The 21648-nt window shown below is 36.5% G+C and carries 17 protein-coding genes and 1 pseudogene; 4 read left to right on the top strand and 14 right to left on the bottom strand.

Annotation, left to right across the window (positions count from 1 at the left end; all coding sequences use genetic code 11):
• Positions 1 to 128 precede the first annotated feature (128 nt).
• The 8 genes and pseudogenes from COE49_RS21255 to spoVFB all read right to left on the bottom strand — a co-directional run.
• Positions 129 to 2513, bottom strand: coding sequence for a DNA translocase FtsK (locus tag COE49_RS21255; RefSeq protein ID WP_088230085.1), 2385 nt, complete (start codon positions 2511 to 2513; stop codon positions 129 to 131).
• A 215-nt stretch (positions 2514 to 2728) separates the two neighbouring features.
• Positions 2729 to 2932 carry a YlzJ-like family protein gene (locus COE49_RS21260; protein ID WP_088230086.1) on the bottom strand — a complete coding sequence of 68 codons (204 nt, stop codon included), beginning with the start codon at positions 2930 to 2932 and terminating at the stop codon, positions 2729 to 2731.
• Positions 2929 to 3678 carry a translocation-enhancing protein TepA gene (gene tepA, locus COE49_RS21265; protein ID WP_088230087.1) on the bottom strand — a complete coding sequence of 250 codons (750 nt, stop codon included), beginning with the start codon at positions 3676 to 3678 and terminating at the stop codon, positions 2929 to 2931. Before tepA ends, COE49_RS21260 begins: the two co-directional genes overlap by 4 nt.
• A 103-nt stretch (positions 3679 to 3781) precedes the next feature.
• Positions 3782 to 5452 carry a ribonuclease J gene (locus COE49_RS21270; protein WP_088230088.1) on the bottom strand — a complete coding sequence of 557 codons (1671 nt, stop codon included), beginning with the start codon at positions 5450 to 5452 and terminating at the stop codon, positions 3782 to 3784.
• Positions 5453 to 5831: 379 nt separating this feature from the next.
• Positions 5832 to 6710, bottom strand: coding sequence for a 4-hydroxy-tetrahydrodipicolinate synthase (gene dapA / locus COE49_RS21275; protein WP_088230089.1), 879 nt, complete (start codon positions 6708 to 6710; stop codon positions 5832 to 5834).
• Between the two features lie 11 nt (positions 6711 to 6721).
• Positions 6722 to 7954: an aspartate kinase gene (gene dapG / locus COE49_RS21280; protein ID WP_088230090.1), complete on the bottom strand. Its 1233-nt coding sequence runs from the start codon at positions 7952 to 7954 to the stop codon at positions 6722 to 6724.
• A 23-nt stretch (positions 7955 to 7977) separates the two neighbouring features.
• On the bottom strand, positions 7978 to 9024 hold the full coding sequence (gene asd, locus COE49_RS21285) for an aspartate-semialdehyde dehydrogenase (protein ID WP_000414855.1): 1047 nt from the start codon (positions 9022 to 9024) through the stop codon (positions 7978 to 7980).
• Between the two features lie 150 nt (positions 9025 to 9174).
• A pseudogene (gene spoVFB, locus COE49_RS21290) lies at positions 9175 to 9363 on the bottom strand (dipicolinate synthase subunit B); the annotation flags it as partial.
• A 364-nt stretch (positions 9364 to 9727) separates the two neighbouring features.
• Between spoVFB and COE49_RS21295 the strand changes: the two are divergent.
• Genes COE49_RS21295 through COE49_RS21310 form a run of 4 tightly spaced genes read left to right on the top strand, consistent with a single transcriptional unit; the run spans position 9728 to position 12436 of the window.
• Positions 9728 to 10003, top strand: a complete 276-nt coding sequence (locus tag COE49_RS21295) for a TIGR04197 family type VII secretion effector (RefSeq protein WP_098946061.1) — start codon at positions 9728 to 9730, stop codon at positions 10001 to 10003.
• 41 nt (positions 10004 to 10044) lie between these two features.
• Positions 10045 to 10407, top strand: a complete 363-nt coding sequence (locus tag COE49_RS21300; RefSeq protein ID WP_098946062.1) for a DUF3958 family protein — start codon at positions 10045 to 10047, stop codon at positions 10405 to 10407.
• The gene (locus COE49_RS21305) at positions 10404 to 11906 is read left to right on the top strand and encodes a T7SS effector LXG polymorphic toxin (protein WP_098946063.1); all 1503 of its coding nucleotides are present in this window, start codon (positions 10404 to 10406) and stop codon (positions 11904 to 11906) included. The genes COE49_RS21300 and COE49_RS21305 overlap by 4 nt, the downstream gene beginning before the upstream one ends.
• A gap of 20 nt (positions 11907 to 11926) precedes the next feature.
• Positions 11927 to 12436 (top strand): hypothetical protein, encoded by a 510-nt coding sequence (locus COE49_RS21310; protein WP_098946064.1) that lies wholly within the window; start codon positions 11927 to 11929, stop codon positions 12434 to 12436.
• Positions 12437 to 12588: 152 nt separating this feature from the next.
• Here COE49_RS21310 and COE49_RS21315 read toward each other — a convergent pair whose 3' ends face one another.
• The 6 genes from COE49_RS21315 to COE49_RS21340 all read right to left on the bottom strand — a co-directional run bounded on the left by COE49_RS21315 (position 12589) and on the right by COE49_RS21340 (position 21622).
• Positions 12589 to 13641 carry an N-acetylmuramoyl-L-alanine amidase gene (locus tag COE49_RS21315; RefSeq protein ID WP_098946065.1) on the bottom strand — a complete coding sequence of 351 codons (1053 nt, stop codon included), beginning with the start codon at positions 13639 to 13641 and terminating at the stop codon, positions 12589 to 12591.
• A complete protein-coding gene (locus COE49_RS21320; protein WP_098946066.1) occupies positions 13638 to 13877 on the bottom strand; it encodes a holin in 240 nt (79 codons plus the stop codon). The genes COE49_RS21315 and COE49_RS21320 overlap by 4 nt, the downstream gene beginning before the upstream one ends.
• Positions 13877 to 14113 (bottom strand): hemolysin XhlA family protein, encoded by a 237-nt coding sequence (locus COE49_RS21325; protein WP_000398737.1) that lies wholly within the window; start codon positions 14111 to 14113, stop codon positions 13877 to 13879. Before COE49_RS21325 ends, COE49_RS21320 begins: the two co-directional genes overlap by 1 nt.
• 302 nt (positions 14114 to 14415) lie before the next feature.
• Positions 14416 to 16551, bottom strand: a complete 2136-nt coding sequence (locus COE49_RS21330) for a BppU family phage baseplate upper protein (RefSeq protein WP_098946067.1) — start codon at positions 16549 to 16551, stop codon at positions 14416 to 14418.
• Positions 16552 to 16613: 62 nt separating this feature from the next.
• Complete coding sequence (locus COE49_RS21335; protein WP_098946068.1) at positions 16614 to 20150, bottom strand: phage tail spike protein; 3537 nt, start codon at positions 20148 to 20150, stop codon at positions 16614 to 16616.
• The gene (locus tag COE49_RS21340) at positions 20147 to 21622 is read right to left on the bottom strand and encodes a distal tail protein Dit (protein WP_098946069.1); all 1476 of its coding nucleotides are present in this window, start codon (positions 21620 to 21622) and stop codon (positions 20147 to 20149) included. The genes COE49_RS21335 and COE49_RS21340 overlap by 4 nt, the downstream gene beginning before the upstream one ends.
• Positions 21623 to 21648 lie beyond the last annotated feature (26 nt).

Raw genomic sequence — 21648 nt, forward strand, 5'->3', positions numbered from 1 at the left:
AATCATACTCATAGTATTCGTATTCTAAAGATACTACCAAAATGTAAGCCCTTTCTTTAGTGCTGACTATAGTATATAACAAAAATAGCATATAAAAAAGCCTAATTGTAAAAACAATTAGGCTTTTTTTAAGAACTTTTTTCTTGCACATCATTAATGAGTACTTCTCTCGGTTTACTACCTTCATAAGGACCTACTACACCGTTCATTTCCATTGCGTCAATTAAACGAGCAGCTCGCGTATAACCTACTCTAAATCTACGTTGCAACATAGAAACAGAGGCCGTTTGCATTTCCACTACAAGTTGAACTGCTTCATCATATAATTCATCTTCTACTTCCTGTTTTACATCAGGAACATCTTGCGGAATCATATCTTCTTGATATTGTGCTTTTTGCTGTCCAATAACATATTCTACAACTCTTTCAACTTCATCGTCTGATAAAAATGCACCTTGTACACGCACAGGCTTCGATGCACCAATTGGTATGAACAGCATATCCCCTCGACCTAGCAGCTTCTCTGCACCACCACCGTCAAGAATTGTACGCGAATCCGTTTGAGAAGATACAGCGAATGCAATACGCGATGGAATATTTGCTTTAATAACACCGGTAATAACATCAACTGACGGACGTTGCGTCGCGATAATTAAATGAATACCAGCAGCACGTGCCATTTGTGCTAAGCGCATAATTGCATCCTCTACATCTGAAGAAGCGACCATCATTAAGTCTGCTAGCTCGTCCACAATTACTACAATATAAGGTAATTCAGGTTGTTTTGCTTCTGATTGACTGTTGTGCTCTTTAATATAATCATTATATCCTTCAATGTTACGCGTGCCACTATGAGCAAATAATTCGTAACGACGCTCCATCTCACTCACAACTTTTTTCAAAGCCTGTGACGCCTTTTTCGGATCAGTTACAACTGGTGTTAACAAGTGCGGAACACCATTATATACATTGAGCTCTACCATTTTTGGATCAATCATCATTAATTTTACTTCATGCGGTTTTGCACGCATTAAAATACTAACAATAATACCGTTAATACATACACTTTTCCCACTACCAGTCGCACCAGCTACTAGTAAATGGGGCATTTTATTTAAACGAGCCAATACAGCTTCCCCTGTAATGTCTCGTCCAAGACCAATTAATAGTTTTTCTTCCGGATGATTATTAGCCTTAGAATCTAGAACTTCTCTAAGCGTTACCATAGAAACTTCCGAATTCGGAACCTCAATCCCTACCGCTGATTTCCCGGGAATAGGTGCTTCAATACGAATATCTTTCGCCGCTAATGCAAGCGCTAAATCATCACTTAAACTAACAATTTTACTTACCTTCACTCCCATATCCGGATATACTTCATACTTCGTAACTGCCGGACCTCTATGTACTTTGGTTACTTTCGCTTTCACACCAAAACTTTGGAATGTCCGTTCTAATTTACGAGCATTTTCATAAATCTCCGCATTTTCATTCGTCACTTGTTTATTTTTCGGAAATTTCAATATATCAAGAGGAGGAAGCTTATAGTCTTTATTTTCCACATTTAAAAATTGCATAGGAGGTGCTTGCGTTTCACCCTCTAACGATTCAACGATTTTTTCTCCACGTTTCTTTTGCGGTTGCTCTACTGGCTTAGACGGAGCTGGCTCTTCAATAATCGGTGAAGTAATTAAATCATTTTCTTCTATGCGCTCTTCTATCTCTTCGCTTACTGGATAATTCTCAGTAAAGTTTGAAATAATTGGCGGTCCAATTTCTATCTCCTCTACTGGTTCAATAGCTTCTTCTCGCTCCACAACACGTTCACGCCTTGTGCTTCTTGTTGTTTTTTTCTTTTCTGTTTGTTCAGCGGTTCTTTTGGATCTCCAATCTTTATAATCTCCTTGCATTACTTCAAATTGACTTCTAAGGATTCTACCAACCGGAGCTAACACTTCTCCAATATGTTTATTGGTTATACAAAGTATTCCAAGAATAACTAATATAATTCCAATAATATAGGCTCCTACTTCATCAAATAAGAAATAACATGTTGCGAACATAAGCGCACCAAACATACCACCACCTAAATGAACACTATCTGGTCCCTTTTTCATTTCAAGAAAGAAGTTATCTTTCGTGCTCACGATAACAGAAGTATTTTGCACTGCTCCATCTTTCGTAAGTAGGTTAAATAATGTAATATGACTAAACATTAATATCGCCAATACAATTAAATAAAATCCAATTAACCTTTTATTTAAAAGGTTCGGCCATCCACGTTTTATAACAAATGAAACCGATAAAGCTATTACACCTAACACACCAATTATGTACCACTCACCAAAGAAGAAGCGAAAAAATAACACAAACGATTTCCCTACAACACCTAGCTGTAAAATCGTAATGATTGAAAGTGCAAAAAGAGTTAAACCGACGATTTCATAATACAAAGTTGGCTTTATCGTACGTCTTGCTTTTGCCTTCGTCCCTCTTTGCTTTTGTTTTGCCATTTCTTCACCTCACGTTCTGCATATAAGAAAAACTTCCTTTTAAAAAAGCACTACTTATATACCTGTTTTCTCTATTTTTTCAGGTCTTTATATCTTCTATTTTTACACTTCCTGTAAAATGCTAAATAAACAGAAGAAAGCAGCCTACTCATGGCTGCTCAACCGTCTTGTTTTTTATATTATACCATAGCTTCTAAGCAAAATCCTTCTTTTTGCTAAAAGGTTATTTTCTGTCCAGGCTCATAATCTAAGTAGTCAAACGGATTCGTACTTAATACACGTACAACAGAATAACACCCATGTTCCTCTTCAGAAACCATTAATTCCACACCATTTACATTTATAATTTTTTGGCTTTCACACTGTGAATAATCGGCTGGATACACAAGTTGCTCTGGCATAATTGTATATAAAATCATTGTAACATTGTCCCTTCTGCATGCCCATCCATACGTGTATCTATTAATTCGTTCAATTTTCGTAGCGCACTGCCAATACCACCAACATCGTCTATAAGACCATATTTCACTGCATCCCCACCAATTACGTTCGTTCCAATATCCCGCGTTAAATTCCCCTTCGCAAACATCAGCTCTTTAAAACGATCTTCCGTTACTTTCGAATGCTTCGTCACAAATCGAATGACCCTTTCTTGCATTTTATCCAAATACTCAAATGTTTGTGGCACACCTATGACAAGACCTGTTAAACGAATTGGATGAATTGTCATTGTCGCAGTTTCCGCAATAAATGAATAATCGGTAGAGACAGCGATTGGCACACCAATAGAATGCCCCCCGCCTAAAACAAGAGATACCGTTGGTTTTGAAAGGGAAGCTACCATCTCAGAAATTGCTAGCCCAGCTTCAACATCGCCTCCAACTGTGTTCAATATTAAAAGTAACCCTTCAATTTTTGGATTTTGTTCAATCGCGACAATTTGAGGAATGATATGCTCATATTTTGTTGTTTTGTTTTGCGGAGGCAACTGAACATGACCTTCTACTTGCCCAACGATTGTTAAACAATGAATACGTGATTCATTCATTTGTGGTACATTTGTTTGTCCAAGTTGTTGAATTTTCTCTACTATCGAAGCTTCTTTCCCCGTTTCTTTTGGTTCAGCTTCTTTCTCTTCATTTGTATTACGCTCACGTTCTGTCATATCGCATCCCCTTTCACTCGTATATCACTATTATTTCTTAAGTTATAAATTTCATTCGATGGAGTTAAAAAAGAAAAAAGATCACCCGTAAAGGTGACCTTTTTTATACTTCCATAATAATCGGTAAAATCATAGGTTTTCTCTTTGTCTCTTCGTACAAGAACTGTCCTAATAATTCACGAATATTTTGTTTTAACATAGACCATTCAATCGAATACTCTTTAATTGACTGCTCAACAATCATGCGTACAATCTCTGTAGATCTGTCAATTAACGCTTCTGATTCACGAACATATACAAAGCCACGTGAAATAATTTCTGGACCAGAGATTATTTTCTTTTCATCTTTACCAAGTGTTACAACAACTACTAAAATTCCATCTTGAGATAACATCTTTCTATCTCGAAGTACGATATTACCAACGTCACCGACACCTAATCCATCAATTAATACATTACCAGCTTGTACTTTGCCAACTAAGTTTGCTTCATCGTCACCAAAAGCAATTACATCGCCTTTTTCTACGATAAAGATATTTTCTCTCGCAATACCTACATCTTCAGCTAAATATGCATGTGCTTTTTGCATACGGAACTCACCATGTACGGGTACAAAATACTTCGGTTTCATTAAATTTAACATTAGTTTTAATTCTTCTTGACTACCGTGACCTGAAACGTGAACTTTTCTTTCACCGTAATAAACAACTTCCGCTCCAGCTCTAAATAATAAGTCAATAATTTTCGATACAGAAATTTCATTACCTGGAATTGGAGAAGCCGCAATAATAACAGTATCACCTTTACGAATTGAAATTTGTTTATGCGCTTGCTTCGCCATTCTAGAAAGGGCTGCCATCGGCTCACCTTGACTACCTGTTGTCAAAATAGCTACCTTTTTCTCTGGGAAGTTATCTACTTCTTGCAGTGAAATAACCATACCCTCTGGAACATCTAAATAACCAAGACGTCTAGCAATATCTACTACTTTCACCATACTACGTCCCACTACTGCTACTTTTCTGCCCGTTTCAGCAGCCGCATCAAACACTTGTTGAATACGGTGTACATTCGATGCAAATGAAGCAACGATAATTCGACCTTCTGCACCGTAGAACACTTTAGAAATCTCTACGCCAACTTCTTTTTCCGAACCTGTATAGCCTGGACGCTCAGCATTTGTACTATCAGATAATAAGCAAAGTACGCCTTCATTTCCGATTTGCGCCATTTTCCCAAGGTCTGCTCCACTATTTCCAATTGGAGTTTGATCAAATTTAAAGTCTCCTGTATATACGACAGCACCTTTTGATGTATGGAAACAAACACCAACAGAATCTGGAATACTATGTGTCGTTCCAAAGAATGACACTGTTGTAGTATTAAACTCTACTGTTGAATTGGCGTCGATTGTTTTTAAGTCTACACGGCCTAACATGCCCGCTTCGCCAAGTTTTTCTTGTATAAGTCCTACCGTTAATTTCGTTGCATACACTGGAATTGATAATTTACGAAGTACGTAAACAATTCCACCAATATGATCTTCATGACCGTGAGTAATAAATAAACCTTTTACTCGCTCTTGATTTTCCACTAAATATGTAATATCAGGAATAACGATATCAATTCCAAACATTTCATCTCCTGGGAACATTAACCCTGCATCTACAATAAAAATTTCAGAATCAATTTCAACACAGTACATGTTTTTCCCGATTTCACCTACTCCACCAAGAGCAAATACTTTAACAGACTCATTCTCTTTTCTCTTCATGTTGTTGCCTGGTTTAAAAATCTTGCAAACACTGATTTCACTAAAATTGCAGAGACACCAGGGGAAACTCTACAACCACCATATATTCACCGTCCAAGACGAATGTCCTTACCGTTATGCGATATCATGTCCTTGTTTATTTTTTAAACCAGGTTTCACCTCTCTTTCATTATATAAATCAAATATCTTATTCGATATGATATGAAAATTTAACCAAATTATAATTTTTACCAATTTTGCTAAGCATACCCGTACTAAGCTACTTAGCCATATTATACCTGATACAAGAAATAGAACACAAGTGAAATCGTGAGAAAGGAGAGGCAAACATTTTCATGCCAATAAAAAATGACCTAGCTTCACACTAGGTCATTTTTTATTAACGAGGAATAGATTGCATAACAGACTGTAATGTTACTCTTTCTTCTTCTGTTAACGGAAGAAGTGGTAAACGTACAGAACCTACATCTAATCCTACCATTTGTAACGCTGTTTTCACTGGAGTTGGGCTTGGCGCCATAAATAATGAATCTGTTACTCTGACAAGTAATTGATGTAATTTTTGCGCCTTTTTGAACTCTCCTGCTTGGAATGCTGCAATCATTTCTTGCATTTCATTTCCGATAACATGAGATGCTACAGAAACGATACCTTTCGCTCCAACTGCCATAGCCGGTAAAGTTAAACCGTCATCACCGCTGTATACTGCAAAGTCGTCCGCTGTTTTTTCAATGATTGCTGTCATTGTCAACACATCGCCGCCTGCATCTTTAATCGCAACAATGTTTTCTATTTCTGATAAACGAACAACTGTATCAACAGAGATTTGTACAATAGATCGTCCTGGAACGTTATATAGCATAACCGGAAGCGGCGTGCTTTCAGCAATTGCTTTAAAATGCTGATACATTCCTTCTTGACTCGGCTTGTTATAATACGGCGCTACTAGCATTACTGCATCAACACCAACTTCTGTTGCCTTTTTAGTTAATTCAATAGAAGCATGCGTATTATTGCTACCTGTTCCAGCGATTACGGGCACCCTTTTATCGACAACAGATACGACATGGCGATATAACGCTACTTTTTCTTCTGAAGTTAATGTAGGAGATTCTCCTGTCGTTCCTCCTACCACGATTGCTGTTGTACCGTTATCAATTAAATAATTTACCAATTTTGTTGTCTTTGCAAAATCGATATTCCCGTTTATATCAAACGGAGTTACCATCGCGGTTGCAATTGTCCCAAAATCTATCATGGTCTCACTCCTTACTGTTCCAGTTGCTTTTCTTTTGAAAGCTCAAATGCACTATGTAATGCATTTACAGCCTCCACTAAATCAGTTTCTTTTACAAGAACCCAAATTGTCGTATGACTATCTGCTGATTGCAAGATTTGAATACCTTTTTCCGCTAAAGCTGTAACGATTTTCGCAGTAACCCCTGGGTATCCTGCCATTCCAGCTCCTACAATAGATACTTTTGCACAATGCTCTGTCACAATTGGCTCGTATCCAAGGTTCTTTAATAATTCAACTGCACGATTCGATACATTATCACTCACCGTATAAGCTACACCAGTAGGTGAAATGTTAATTAAATCGACACTGATTCCTTCGTTTGCCATTTCTTTAAACACATGCTGTTGCAAATCATATGCTGTTTCTTTTGCAAGCACTTTAATTTGCGTTACATTTGATACATGTGCGATACCTGTAACAGGACGTTCTTCTACATCACGGCCTTTTGTAGCACCGTCAGATGCTGAAATAAGCGTACCTTCACTATCAGAATACGTAGAACGTACACGAAGTGGTACTTTTGCATGCATCGCAATTTCAACTGCACGTGGATGAACGACTTTTGCACCTTGATATGCCATGTTACAAATTTCGTTATACGTTACAGTTTGAAGGTGACGTGCATCTTTTACGATACGAGGATCCGCAGTCATAACACCTTCTACATCTGTGAAGATATCAATATATTCAGCATGAAGCGCAACACCTAACGCTGAAGCTGAAGTATCACTACCGCCGCGTCCAAGTGTTGTCGTATCACCTTTTTTCGTTTGCCCTTGGAATCCTGTCACAACGATTACATCTACATCTTCTAACTCTTCATGTATACGATCACAATTCATTTCAATAATCTTAGCATTCGTAAAATCATCATTTGTTACAAAACCAGCTTGTGCACCATTTAATGCTGCTGCTTTTATACCGTTCTCATTTAACATGTTAGAGAAAACGATTGCTGAGATTAATTCTCCGCATGATAGTAATAAATCTTGCTCACGTTTAGAAATAGTAGATTCCTCTTGGTTTACAAGACTTAACAAAGTATCAGTAGCATATGGTTCACCTTTACGGCCCATAGCAGATACGACAGTAACTACTTTATAACCCGCATCTAGCGATTTTTTTATATGATGAAGCGCATGCTTACGTCCATTTTCATCACGTACGGATGTGCCACCAAATTTTTGAACAATAATTTTCATATTTTGCACCTTCTCTTAGCCGTTTACACTAATTGTAATTTTACTAAGCGCTCTGCAATTTGAACAGAATTCCATGCAGCGCCTTTTAATAAGTTATCAGATACGACCCAAAGATGGAATCCTTTATCGTTATTTAAATCTTTACGGATTCTTCCAACGAATACTTCGTTTTTACCTACTGCAGTAGCCGGCATTGGATATAATTGCTCTTCTGGATTATCTTGCAGAACAATACCTTCCGCATTTGCAAGTAAGTTCTTTAATTCTTCTACTGTTACGCCTTCTTTTTCTACTTCGATGTAAACAGACTCAGAGTGTCCTGATACAACTGGTAAACGTACACATGTTGCTGCTACTTCTAGTTCAGGCATATGCATAATTTTTTTCGTTTCATTAATCATTTTCATTTCTTCAAATGTAAATCCATTATCTTGGAATTTATCAATCTGCGGAATCGCATTAAAAGCGATTTGGAAATGCTTCTTGTCACCTGATACAGGTAAAACATTCGCTTTAACTTCTTCCCCATTTAAGATTGCTTGTGATTGTTCATGAAGTTCTTCAATCGCTGCCGCACCAGCACCTGATACAGCTTGGTATGTGGAAACGATTACTCGTTTTAAACCATATTGCTGTCGAACTGGCTCAAGAGCTACTACCATTTGAATTGTAGAACAGTTTGGATTTGCAATAATTCCATTATGTTCTTTTAAGTCGTTTTCATTTACTTCAGGTACAACAAGTGGCACGTTTTCTGTCATACGGAATGCACTTGTATTATCAACAACAATCGCACCGCGTTTTGCTGCTTCTGGCGCTAATTGTTTCGATACAGATCCACCAGCACTAAATAGCGCGATATCTACTCCTTCAAAACTTTCAGGAGTTGCCTCTTGAACTGTAAATTCTTCGCCTTTAAATACAAGTTTCTTACCTGCAGATCGTTTAGATGAAAGTAACGTTAATTTTCCGATTGGAAATTCTCGTTTCTCTAAAGTGTTTAACATTTGTTCACCAACTGCGCCGGTTGCTCCAACTACAGCGACATGAAAAGTTTTTTGCTTTTCCATCACTATGCCCCTTTCTAGATACCAATCCTTCTATAACTTAGAATCAGAAGGAGTATACAATACCCCTTCTAATCTTAATAACGTTAATTTTATCATATTCTACAGTAAGAATGATGGTTTCATCAAAAATTGTCCGTTTTTTTTCGTTTTTTAATTCATATATCTGAATTTTTCTACGACAACTGGTTGCAATTGCTTCCCTTGCAGTGCTTCTAATACTGTATCTTCCAGCAGCTCCATACGAGCTACCATTGAGTTCGGTTTTTTCTCTGGTGCGTCTTGACCGAATGGGACGAAGTAGATGTTTTTTGTAGCCATTAGGCGCATGAGGTTGACGCCAACATGGTAGCAACAATGAAAATGTGTAGTTTTTTCATTACCTTCTATTATATATGTAAACAACATGAGAAATTAAATTTGTTTAATTATCTAAATTGTATACATAAATCATTAGCATCAATTTATTACTTTCCCATTAGTGTTTTACCTCTACGTTATACTACATTACCTATTGAGAACTATAACAAACACATATGTTGTAAAATACATTTTTTTTGAGGAAACTTTAACCATTTATTGTTATAATTATATCTGCAATATTTTCCCAGGAGGGTTCCTATAAAGAACAATAGGATAATGGACATACATACTAGGCACTCCCCTTCTTTAATACGTTCATAGAAATATGGAAAGGGTTTATACGATGGGACAATTTCAAAGTAATTTTCAATCGGCACAACAAATCGCTACGCAGATGAGAGCAGCGTCGGATACCATCCAAAGTGCAACAAATCGTTCTATAACAAAGGCGGCGCGTACTACAATATCTGTTAATTCCAAAGCACAAGAAGCGAATCAACAAATGTTAGATTTTACGAAACAATTTTCCACTGCCTTTCAACAAGCGGTCGATAATATTCATTCGGTAGCCAAAGAGTTTGAGAAAATGGATCACGAGCTTCACAACACTTTTCGCTAATGTGACCACCTTCGTAAAAGTAAAACGGTAGGAGGAAAAAGATGAGTCAAGATATTGAAAAACAAATCAATCAATTGAATCAAAAATTACAAAGTGTATTCAAAGAACAGGATTGGAATCAATCTGCAATTCAAACTCAAGAACACGCGGAAGCAGATTTTCACGAATGGAGAAATCGAAGTAATCGTTTATTTAACCGAATTCTAGAAACTTGGCACGGCGATAGAGAATTATCTCATTTTTTTATGAATATGCGTCAAGAAGCACAACACATCGAACGAAAACTTACATTCGAATTGGAAAACCAAAAAGAAACATTGCTTAAAGAAAGACGAGACCTTAGTGATTTAGAAGACGACCTATCCTACCAGCAACAACAATTAGCAAGGGAGGTCAATGCATGAGTTTAAATATGTATTTGGGAGAAGTACAAAGCCAAACTCAAAGCATGAATGCTGTATGTACGGCTACCATTCAAGGTATGGAACAAGCCATTCAGTCGATTGACGCTTTTGCAATTGATACTGTTCTACAAGGACAAACGTATAGCAGTGCAAAATCATTTTTTGTACAAACCTTTCGTCCTTTAGCGCAAGGAATCATTTACTTATGTGAAGAATTAATCCGTCAAAATAATGCCTTTCCACACGATTTTCAATCACAAGTAGCTTCAACAGATGTTATCGAACAAGAAATAAGAGAACAAATACAGGAAATCAATCAATCGATTGCAAGTATAGAAGCGATAGATGTAGCTATGCCAATGCCAATGCCTGGAATAGACGCAATTGTGGCTGTTTTAGTTGCGATGAGAAAAAAACTTGAAGAAAAATTAGAGCATTTATATGAATTCAATTATACATCCAGTAATAACTACAGTACGGCCCTTCAACTAGCAGCTAGTATTGCTACTGGCCTTGCCGAAGTCCAAAGTGGAAAAGGCTTTAGTCCTGCAAGTGGCACGTTTAGTACACAAGGGTTGAATATGGAGTGGACGACTTCCATTCAGGCGATTGAAGAAGATAGGAAGCGTCAGGCCGACAATCTTTTAAATGGTAGTTCAATTGAAGAAGGAGCAATGTGTGGTCCATTAAATAGTGAGAAAAAAGATGAATCTTTACTAGATAAGTTTAAACATGGTGTCGAAGATATTTATGAAGGTGCTTGGGACTTTATACAAGGCGCTGGTAGTGCAGTAGCTGAAGACTATATTGGACTAACACCACCTGATAATGATAAATTAGAAAGCGAAGCAACTTATCAAGCTGGAAGATTTACTGGACATGTTATATCAACGGCAGGATCTATTGTAGAAATTTTTGAAGGTATTTCGGTCATAGGTGGGGCTAATTTCTTAACATTCGCCGCAGAAGTAGGAAGTGGTGGGTTAGCATCACCAATTGTTCTTCCATTAGATGCAGCTGCTACAGCGGCTGGTGTTGGTGCTGTTGTACATGGTGGATTGGTTTGGGATAAATCGATTCAAAATGCCAAGGATACTCTTCAAAAATTCGAGTCTTCTTCGTCTTCTGGTGGTGGTAAAGGGCCAAGTAAAGCTGCAAAACCAGAAAAAATTATTAATGATTTAGATAATTACACATCAAAAAAATGGAATGTTGATGGAAACAAAATAATGTTTGATAAAAAAGGCATGAAACATGTTTTAGAAAGACATCATCCAGATTATTGGGATGGTTCAGTAAAAAAAGAACAATCATTTTTAAACAAAGATTTGTCAATATCCGATATACAAAATATAGCAGGAGAAGTTATCAGTAAGAATAGAGATACGATTATTTCTAAAGGAACAAAAGGTATGTATCAAATTGAGGGAAAAGTAGATGGAATAACATATATTGTTGGATTTAAAAATGGCAGAATAGGACAATTATATCCTAAATAGAAATCCGAGGAGACGTTAATATGATTAGTGTAAAATCATATATAAAAAATGATAAAATAATAACTTCATTAGATAATATTGAAAGTAACTTTCTTGAATATTTCATAGATTTTGATAATACGAAATGTTTAGAACTAGTTATTGATTTTGATTATATGGAAGGTGCAATAATAATAAACTATTACGGAAATACTATTTTAGGATTTAAAGAATGGGATATGATTGATCAGTTATGGTCATATTTCATAAATGCAATTGAAGAATTGTTTGAAAATCAAAACGATGTAAGTTTTCATTTTCCAGACCAACCTTTAGAGGTAAAAATGCAGGTTATTTCGCAAGAGCAAATTTTATTATCTATTGCAGGAGAAAAAACATGTTTTAATAAAGATGAATTATTAGTAACTTTATTAAAAGGAGCAGAAAACTTTTTTGATATATTGAAAGAATGTCCTGATGAATATCTTGTAGAACAGAGTAATAATGAATTAAAGAGAATAGAAAAATTATTAAATAAATTGAACATTTAAATGAGAACATATTATTAAATACACTGTTTAAATTTAACACTTATAGAATGGTTAAAGTAGACACTTGAAACACTGAAAAAATCTATAAACAGTAAAGAGTAAAGTTGCAAGTAACAAAGCCGACTCATATCAATTTGAGTCGGCTTTTACTATTACTTCACACTCACATACTTCTCACTAGCAGTAATATAAAATGTCTTCCCTTTAGAATTATGTACACGATATTGCGGAAAACCATTCACCATTACTTTTTCATCAATTGCAAATCCTAAGCCTGCATCTAAAGTACCAGCAACATCTTTATCCTGCCAATAAGGAGAATCATAGAAACGTAGGTTGTCCGCTTTAGACACAACACGTTTCCCTGCAATCGGATTAACTGACTCTTTCTTCTCAAACTTGATATAAGACGAGTTATTATATACCCACTGGTCTCCACCAAGATTTAACCATCCGTCTTTCTCTCCCCATACTTGGTATGCTTCAGGTTTGTTTAATTGACGAATAACCGAATAATCTGTTCCTGGCCCCTTGCGAAGATTCACATTGTATCCTAAAACATACGCAATTCCTTCCACATTTGAAGTCGACTCACCTGGATTAGAAGGTTTATTTGGAACTGATACATGACCATTATTATACGCGCGTCGCACGTCCGCTCTGAATTGAGATTCAGAAACGCCATGACTACGCAAATAATCTAGTGGATCTTCATGGTCTGTACCGCCAAGATACTTCGTTACATCATAGTGAGTCCATAAACTTTTTTCTACAGATAAACCATTATCTTTTAAAATTTTAGCTAGTAATCTAACATACTTTTCATAGGAACGTTTAAACTTCTCATAATTAGCCGTTTCACAAAGTTCTACATGTACAAATCTTTTGTTTGCGCCTGGCCCTGCACCATAAGCAATGTATTTTGTATCAGCAATTTGAATAGTTTCATTCCAATCAACTGCATAGTGAACGAATGCTGAACGCCATGTACGAGACTCATATTTTTGAATATTAATAGCTGGAGCTTCTGGGGTAGCTGTAGAATGAGCTACGACTCCCTCGTAAGCACCAACACCATAGCGATATGATTGTTTAGGCAAATCAGGAATAATTAAAACTCTATCAGCAAATACGTTTGTTCCAATTGATAATACTAAAATCATAGCAACAACTATAGATGAAATATGTTTCCACTTCTTTTTCATTTCACATCAACATCCTTTTTCATAATTTTTGTGTGGTCAAATAATCCACTTGCTGATAGCCCAATGATGATTCCTTGAAATACATTTGTTTTGATATCTCCGCCCAAAAATAAAACGCCTAGCACAATGCCAAGCGTTAAATTTAATAACGGAACATATTTTGTTTGTAATCCAATTGTTTTTGCAATCTGTGAAAGACCAACTACAATTCCAATCATTACAGTAATTTCAAACATTACATACCCCCTCCTTTCATTAAGAAAGTAAGTGCTGCGCCTATAATTCCACCTACAATAAGTCTTAAGATCCAGGTAGTATTGGCACTAATTTTATCTAACTGTTTGTTGATATTGATAATATCTTTTTCATTACCTGTAGTTCGCATCTCTAGACTTTTAATTTCTAAACGAATGTCCTTGATATCTTGCTTTATTTCTTGAACATCGCTTCTTACTTCTTGTAATCCTTCCACTTTGACCACCTCATTTCAAAATAAAAAGAGAGACATCTAATTGTCTCTCTTTTGTTATAAAAGCCGTATTTTGTTCAATTTTATTTATTTTACATTCTTTTTTAGAATAGGGTTACCAATTGAAAAAGTGCCATCCATAAAACGATTGAAAATAAGCCACCCCATAATAACCCTACAAAGAAATTAACGTCTTTTCCCATAATATCTACCCTCTTATTTCTATAAGTAATTTCTCATAGAATATAATAACGTTGTGTATTAACGGTGTATTATTTGTGTATTTTTAAAGATATAGAATGTTATTAAAAAGCTTTAATAACGGTAATACGGAAATCTTTATTTGCTACTGTCTTTTCAACTGCTGTGTAATTGATAGCTCGTACAATGATTTTGCTCTGATCATTGATATACGCAGTGAAATTCACACCATCCAACATTTTTCCGTTTGTTGGTGATAACAGAACAAATTCGCCGATTGTCCCAGTAAGTCCAGTATCAAAATCAAGATGAGACTGTGCTGCTACTGCTCCAAATGTACACGTTTTTGTATATGTGTCATCTTTTCGTGCGTTTTCTTCCCAAGCTTTGAAATCTCCCGCTGAAGTCGTATTTCTGAAGTAACGTCTATTAGATTGATACTGATAGTAACGCTCGAATTGATAGCCGTTTGCTGCATTAGTACGATCCACTACGAGCAATCCTGCTTGATCCTTTGGAAACCCTGTTGCACCTGCAGTATTAATAGGAACATAAGTCACTTTACCTGATTCTAGTACTGGATCGGTAATTGTATGGGTCGATGTTACAGCGTTGTTTGCTGTTTTCTTGATAATTTCTACACCGCTCACTAATTCAAACGCTGACCAAACCTTATTTGTGTTATCCCAATTACGTTTATAGTACTTATTACTTCCAACTGGATAGTACATTTGGAAAACATATGATGAATCAGGGAAATTGTATGTCATCAATACTCCACTTTTATTTTCTGGCCATCCAACTCGATTTGCATAACTAACATAGTTCCACGTCACTTTTTTATTAGGAAACATATCTGTATTGAAAAGAGTATTAACATTACTTGTTTCTCCGCTCAAATTCGTTCCAATTTGATCTGAAAGAAGTTTACCGTCTGGACCAACAATTGTATAACTGTTAGAACTGTTTCTTGTTCCATAATCGATACTATTTCTAAACACTTTTAACCCATCGCGCAGATTCACGATAGGTACACCTTTTGATTGTAAATATTCTATTGTTTGTCTAATGTAAGTTTGTTGTTCTTCCGTATGTTCTGCTGATGCACAATGCATTTTAAAGATAATCCAAGCATTTTTGGCTATTGCTTCATCAATTCTCTTTTTATAGTAATCATTAAAAGTTGTTGTGATTGGATATTCTGTAGAAGTTGGCGCGAAATATGACCCCATTGCAATACGTTGCAAACGGAATGTTTCAATAGGAATCGTATTTAGCCCTTCCTGTGTATCAATACCAGAAGCATAATAAGCATTACGCGACAAATCGTGAACCGCTTCAGAATCATCACCGAATGGATACACAATAGATTCGATATTTAATCCTTTATTAATTAAATTAGTCTTACTTTCAAATATCTCTTTTTTGGCTTCGCTATAGTTTGTTGCAGCCACTTCAGCCAAGTGGACATGATTGATTGTGTGTGAAGCCATTTCCCACCCGAGAACGTTTTGAAGTTGTAAAATTTGATCAAGAGATAAACAATCTGGTCTGTTTATCCAACTGTCAATAATCGCTAATGTACAAGGTACCCCGTATTGCTCAAATATTGGTTTTAGTTTTGTCCATACTTCCAGTTTTCCATCATCGTCAACAAACGTAGCCATAACAATTGGTTTTGACTTTCTTGTATAAAACGTCTTTTCTGATAAAACCCCAATTTGATTAGCGTTTTGCGCGGCAGCTACTTTTGCTTGTTCTGCTGTTTCTTTTGATTCAACAAGCGCTTGAATGTCTACCCCTTCAAGTTTCTCTCCTGCTTCAATTGCTTTTTGAATAATTGTAAATTCATTTGTGGACTCAACTACATCATCACTTGAATATGATTGTTTAACAGTAAATACAAACGGTTCTGCATCTAACTTTCTATCCTCTAGAAAAATTCGAACTTGCGCGTACACATTTCCTACCGCTGCTAGAGTTTGTGTTTTTAATGTAATTTGGTATCTCCCCTCCATTACATTAATCGGATTACAATTCTCTTGAAATACCGTTGTTCCATCAGGCTTTTTAAAAGTGATTCGAACTGCCTGCGCCTGGCTTAAATCTAATTTCTCCCCTTCATTTTTAATATTTAATATGAATTTAACGGAATTTTCATCACCCTGGTAAAAACTCATTTCTTTTGTAGGTGTCGCATTTACTAAATCTACAGTGAGTTCATGCGTTTTGAATGTCATCTAACCACTCCCTTATGCAAAATAAAAAAGACCAGCGCTTGCTGCTCTAGTTTCTTAGTTAATTATTGAAATAATAATTCTTCTAGCCTTGCGATTTTGTCCTCTTGTTTTTGAATTGTTACTTCTAGTACTTCTAACTTCATAGCTTGAATCTTAACAGTCTCTTCAAGGGATAAATGCTTCTTATAGACTTCTTGAGTCCCTGCAATACCCAAAGTGATAAGAGGATACATATTGACTGCTTTACGTCCTGGAGTAGCAAACGCCTCAGGAACTTCCTCTGCAATGAATCCGTACTGCTGAGAGATGTCATTGTAAGTCGGAACTGTTTCTCCTTCAGCACGTCCTGCACGTTGCTCATACAATTTATTTACATCAGCTTTCATAAAGTACTGTCTCGGTTGAAGCTCCATGAGAGTATCTAGTACATTTAATGCTTCAATATCTTTGATAGCTGTTTTTAACGCTCTCGTTGATCTCTGAGAAAGTGAGCTATAAGTCAGTACGCCACAGGATACTCCTGCCCAATCATTACCTGCATTATTTTTAACCTGCAGGCCTTCTTGAGTGTACGGGTACTGCCTAGCTACACGTAAAGTTAATTGATTACCTACGTTTAAATCCACATCACCATTATTTATATTGCTCTCGTATAATCTCATTGACCACTTACCAACCGCATTACGACTGTTTTTAAACGTGTAAGTTGCGTTTGAAGACGTAAAGTCCATATATGAGCCCGAGTCGATACTAATACCATCATTGCTATTGGTTTGGAGCGTCAGTGTACTATTTTGGGTAATGATATTCATTCCATAAGTTGAGCGGATATTCATGTCTCCACGTCTAGCAAAGTCAATATAAGATGTCTTGATGATATCTCCGTTAAATGCTCTTGAAGAAGCAATCCCGATAGAGCCGGTAGATACTGTGTAATTGTTATTCGTAGGAGTGATTTGCTCAAGAACCATAGAGCCCTCAATCTGTGTGTTAGACGTGTAATCATTGCCAAGCACGATAGCAGTCTTAATAAGATTCTGCGTATTATCCATAAAACCAAAGTATCCGCGGTTGCGCCCGCTTCCATATAACGTCATGTTCTGAGCGTTTAAACGGATTTGATTTGCTCCCGACCCCTGTGGAGCTGTTTGAATCGTGATACCTTGTAACATCTGGGCTTTCAAGTGCTTCGCTTCTATATAACCGTTTAGGTAAATCTTATCTGCTTGAATTAATACAGATTGAGCCGTTTGGTTGATTGTGGAAGCTATATCACCTTCTTTGACGCTTAGTTTTATTTCATCAGTCAATAATGAGATAGAACTTTCATGTCTCTCCACTATAGCTTTTTCGCCATAACGCCCGTCAGATTGATTTTTCGTATAAACGTCCTCTTCCGAAACTGTAAGGTCGATACGATCAGACTGTTGTTTGATTTCACTTTCAATTGTAGATATCTTGTTGTTGTACTCTGATGTAGCAACTTTCTTAGCGATTTCATCAACAAGTTGGTCATAGTTAGCGTAATCTTTAGGATGTTCCATGAATGAAGAAGGTGAAGTCCCTTGCTGTAGCATCGGTTGAGCGAACCATACATTACCATTTTTTCGTATATACATACGGACGTTAGCTAAGTTAACTGCACTTGCAGGAGCGTCTAATCGGATAAACAGTTGAGTCCATACACCTTCCTTTAAGTTAGCTTTGAGATACGTTATCTTATTAGCTACTTGAGTGCTTCCGTTTCGAAAAGTAAGTTCTATAGCTCCGTCTTCATCAATCTCGCTTAAACTATGGGTGAATGCCCATACAGAGAAAACATAAGCGCCTGAATCTGCTGCGATTGGTACACTCTGATTGATACTTGTAAACTTAGCATCTGTCTGGTCTGTATTGTTAATCTGTACAGAATTATAACCATCGCGGTTTCTTGAGCTCGTAGCTGTAATAGTAGCTCCTATGCCTGTCCCTCTAGTTTCCCATTTAGTTATAGACGGATTAGTAGAAGTAACTATTCCTGTCGCACTATCAACAACTCTATCCTCAAAAGCAGTATTAAATAGAACGTTCGTGGTTCCTAAGCCACCCACATAGTCTTCCAATTGTTTCTCTGAAATTTTAGACTTTACAGATTCATTAGTAAGCTCAAGATCTCTTTTTATTCCTTCAACGTCTGGAACAACGGGTTCCCATGTCGTGCCAGTCCATATTTTTAAAATGCCAGGTCTACCATTGCTGATATCATGCCATAATGTTTTATTCGGTTTAAGCTCAGTTGTAGGAGGATTAATACTTTCTATGATATCTACAAGATTCTGTTGCATGTAATCAACAGTTGCTTCTGCTAAGTCTTTGGCTGTTTGACTTTCTTCTTGCGCTTGATTCGCCTTATCTTGCGCTTCAATAATGGCTTCGTTTTGTTCATTTACTAAATCCTTTAATTGGTCAAATAATTCTTGTGGAACCTTGTCATACAATGAACTTAGTATTTTTTGATACAATCTGCGCAACTCATCATTTTGATCAACAATTTCACGATAATTACCAAACATATATTTATCTTGTGTAGGATCTTTAAATGATTCATCACCAGAAATAGTGCGTGCCTCAAGGTATAACTTAGGTGTGAAACCTGTATCAATAATTCGGATTGTATCGCCTTCATTGATTAGTTCATGTGCTAGTCCAAATAGCTGCCCTATACTTTGAGCGTGAACTTCGTATGAAACAGAAGTATTTACAAGTTTATTCATTTCCGTTTTCATCAGAGTCAGAAGCCTCTGTGGAGACATATCTTCATTTTCTGTTTGTGGAGTATAGAAAGCAAATTTATGTTTTCCTTTTTCATTCCAACGTTGATAAGCTGCATTGTCTACAAGATACGGAACACCATTATTTATTTCTGAGATGGTCACAAATTCTCCATCTTCCTTTTTTACGTAACCTAATAAGGCGGTACAAATATTTTGAGAGTTTTCAATACGTTTAATTCCCAGCAAGTCCTTACCGACCGTTACTTCTTTTCTTGTATCTCGTCCTCTTTTCTTAACCATATCCACATAACGAACAACAATTTGAGAGCCTACGACTTCAGCGCGGTATTGGATTTCTAACTCAAATGAAGCCGCAATCTTTTTTAATAGATCCAACGGATCAGTAAATTCCTCAATCACCATTGAATGCGCTCCATCATGTTCTGTTTTACCTATTTCCCACTTCGTACCTTTGAGGGCTATCTCCATAAATTGTTGTAATGTTTTACTTTCAATGTTTTGCGGTTCAATAATTCCTGCTTTAGCAAGTTGAATCCATTCTCCTGATGCATAAACCGTTAACGAACTATCATCAGAATTTTTTTCCACTTCTGTAATAACATAAGGAACGATTCTGCCACCACGTACTTCTTTTAACACTAAATTTTGTTGCATAAGCGTTGCCGCATGATCTGTATCCTCAAACACTTTAAACTCTAAGGTGTCGATATTATTTTTAATTTCCCAATGTCGCTTGTCATCCCAATAATCTTTTGGTTGTATAGCTGAAACAATTTGACTTGTTTTAAAATCAACAACATGTAAGTTTCCGCTTGGCTTCCTCATCTAAATCGCTCCCTATACGTTAACTCTACTATTCCTATATTAGCTGGACGTACTACTATTTCATTTTGTCCACGCTTTACAATAGGAAATGTGCTAAATATGTCTTTTAGTGCTATTGCGTTTGTACCATTAATCGTTACAAGTGAACGTTCTGTATCGATTTGTACTTTGTCTCCTACATCGAAAATATAAGGAGTTTCGTCTATTTCTAAAGTGTTGATTCTCCAAAACTTAACATCTTTAATTTGACAAACATTAACTGGACTATACTCTCCAAAGGCCACACAGCCCACAACAACATATTTCGGCTCTCTGGTAGTGTTTGGATTCCGATTACCTACGTCATACCATTCTTGTACAAAACTTGCATCATCTTGTTCTGTACCTGCAAAGTATTTAGCACAATAAACTCTCCAACGGTTCCCTCTACGAGCTATGGCGACATGTCCAATGAATTGATTGAAAGTATCAATATAATATCCAGTTTCGTTCGATAGAAGTTGTTCATTATCTCCAGTTCCCACAGAAGAATGAGCCATAGTGATTTCATGACTCATATATTCATCGCTCATATCCACTTGACAGATAATGTTGTAATTAGCATCCAAGACCATCGCAATTGTTTTACCCATTTGGTCATATTTCGTAGACTGTAAGGCAAACTGGATATCCATTTTGAAATCTCCAATTTTCTTACCTATTGTCGGAATTTCTTTCATCACAAAAGGCCCATGCCATTTGTTCAGTTCACTTTGTCCGTAATCCGAAGCTCTAAAAGCTTTTCCTCCAATCACTTCCATAGATCCTCTTGCAAGAAATTTTCCTATCTGTCCTCCAAAAGGCTCCCAACCAGTTAAGCTAGAGCAATCATCGTTAATAAGTCTCTCGTCTTCTTTTACAATTTTAGATTTGTGCCCAACAGGATAACCAATCCGAAAATAGTCATCATCGTTCCATACGTCAAGGAAAGGACTTTGTGCCCCTACAGTAATGTCTATAATAGGGTTGGACTCTACAGATCCCTTATTACGAAATACAGCTCTTAAATTACCACCCTGATCAATTGCCATCATTTTCTTTTGTACAGGCCCTAATTTATACGGCATTGGACAAATAAATTGAATCGTACCTATTCCAAGTGTTACAAATTCATCTGGATCAAAGCTATCATCCACAACAGCTAAATATGTTCTATTCGGCTCTACATCAAAAATAAGTTCTGCTGGTTGTTCTGTTATTAGCCAATCAGCAATTTCTTCTTTCAAAATTTCTAAATCAGAACCGTCAGGGACTATAATTCCTACAGGAATAGAAAGAACCCGAATTTCAGTTTGAGTGCTTAATAACCTTGCACCAGGATAACCTGGAACACTTAATAAATTCCTCTTCAGTGGTGCCCAAGTAGGTCTTTTCCATCCTTTTGCAATTTGGACAAATTCTTTACGTTCGTTGTTAAATGTAAAAGAGCTCATTTTGACACCTCATTTCTATATAAAAT

This window comes from Bacillus sp. AFS029637, assembly GCF_002584985.1.
Classification (GTDB): domain Bacteria; phylum Bacillota; class Bacilli; order Bacillales; family Bacillaceae_G; genus Bacillus_A.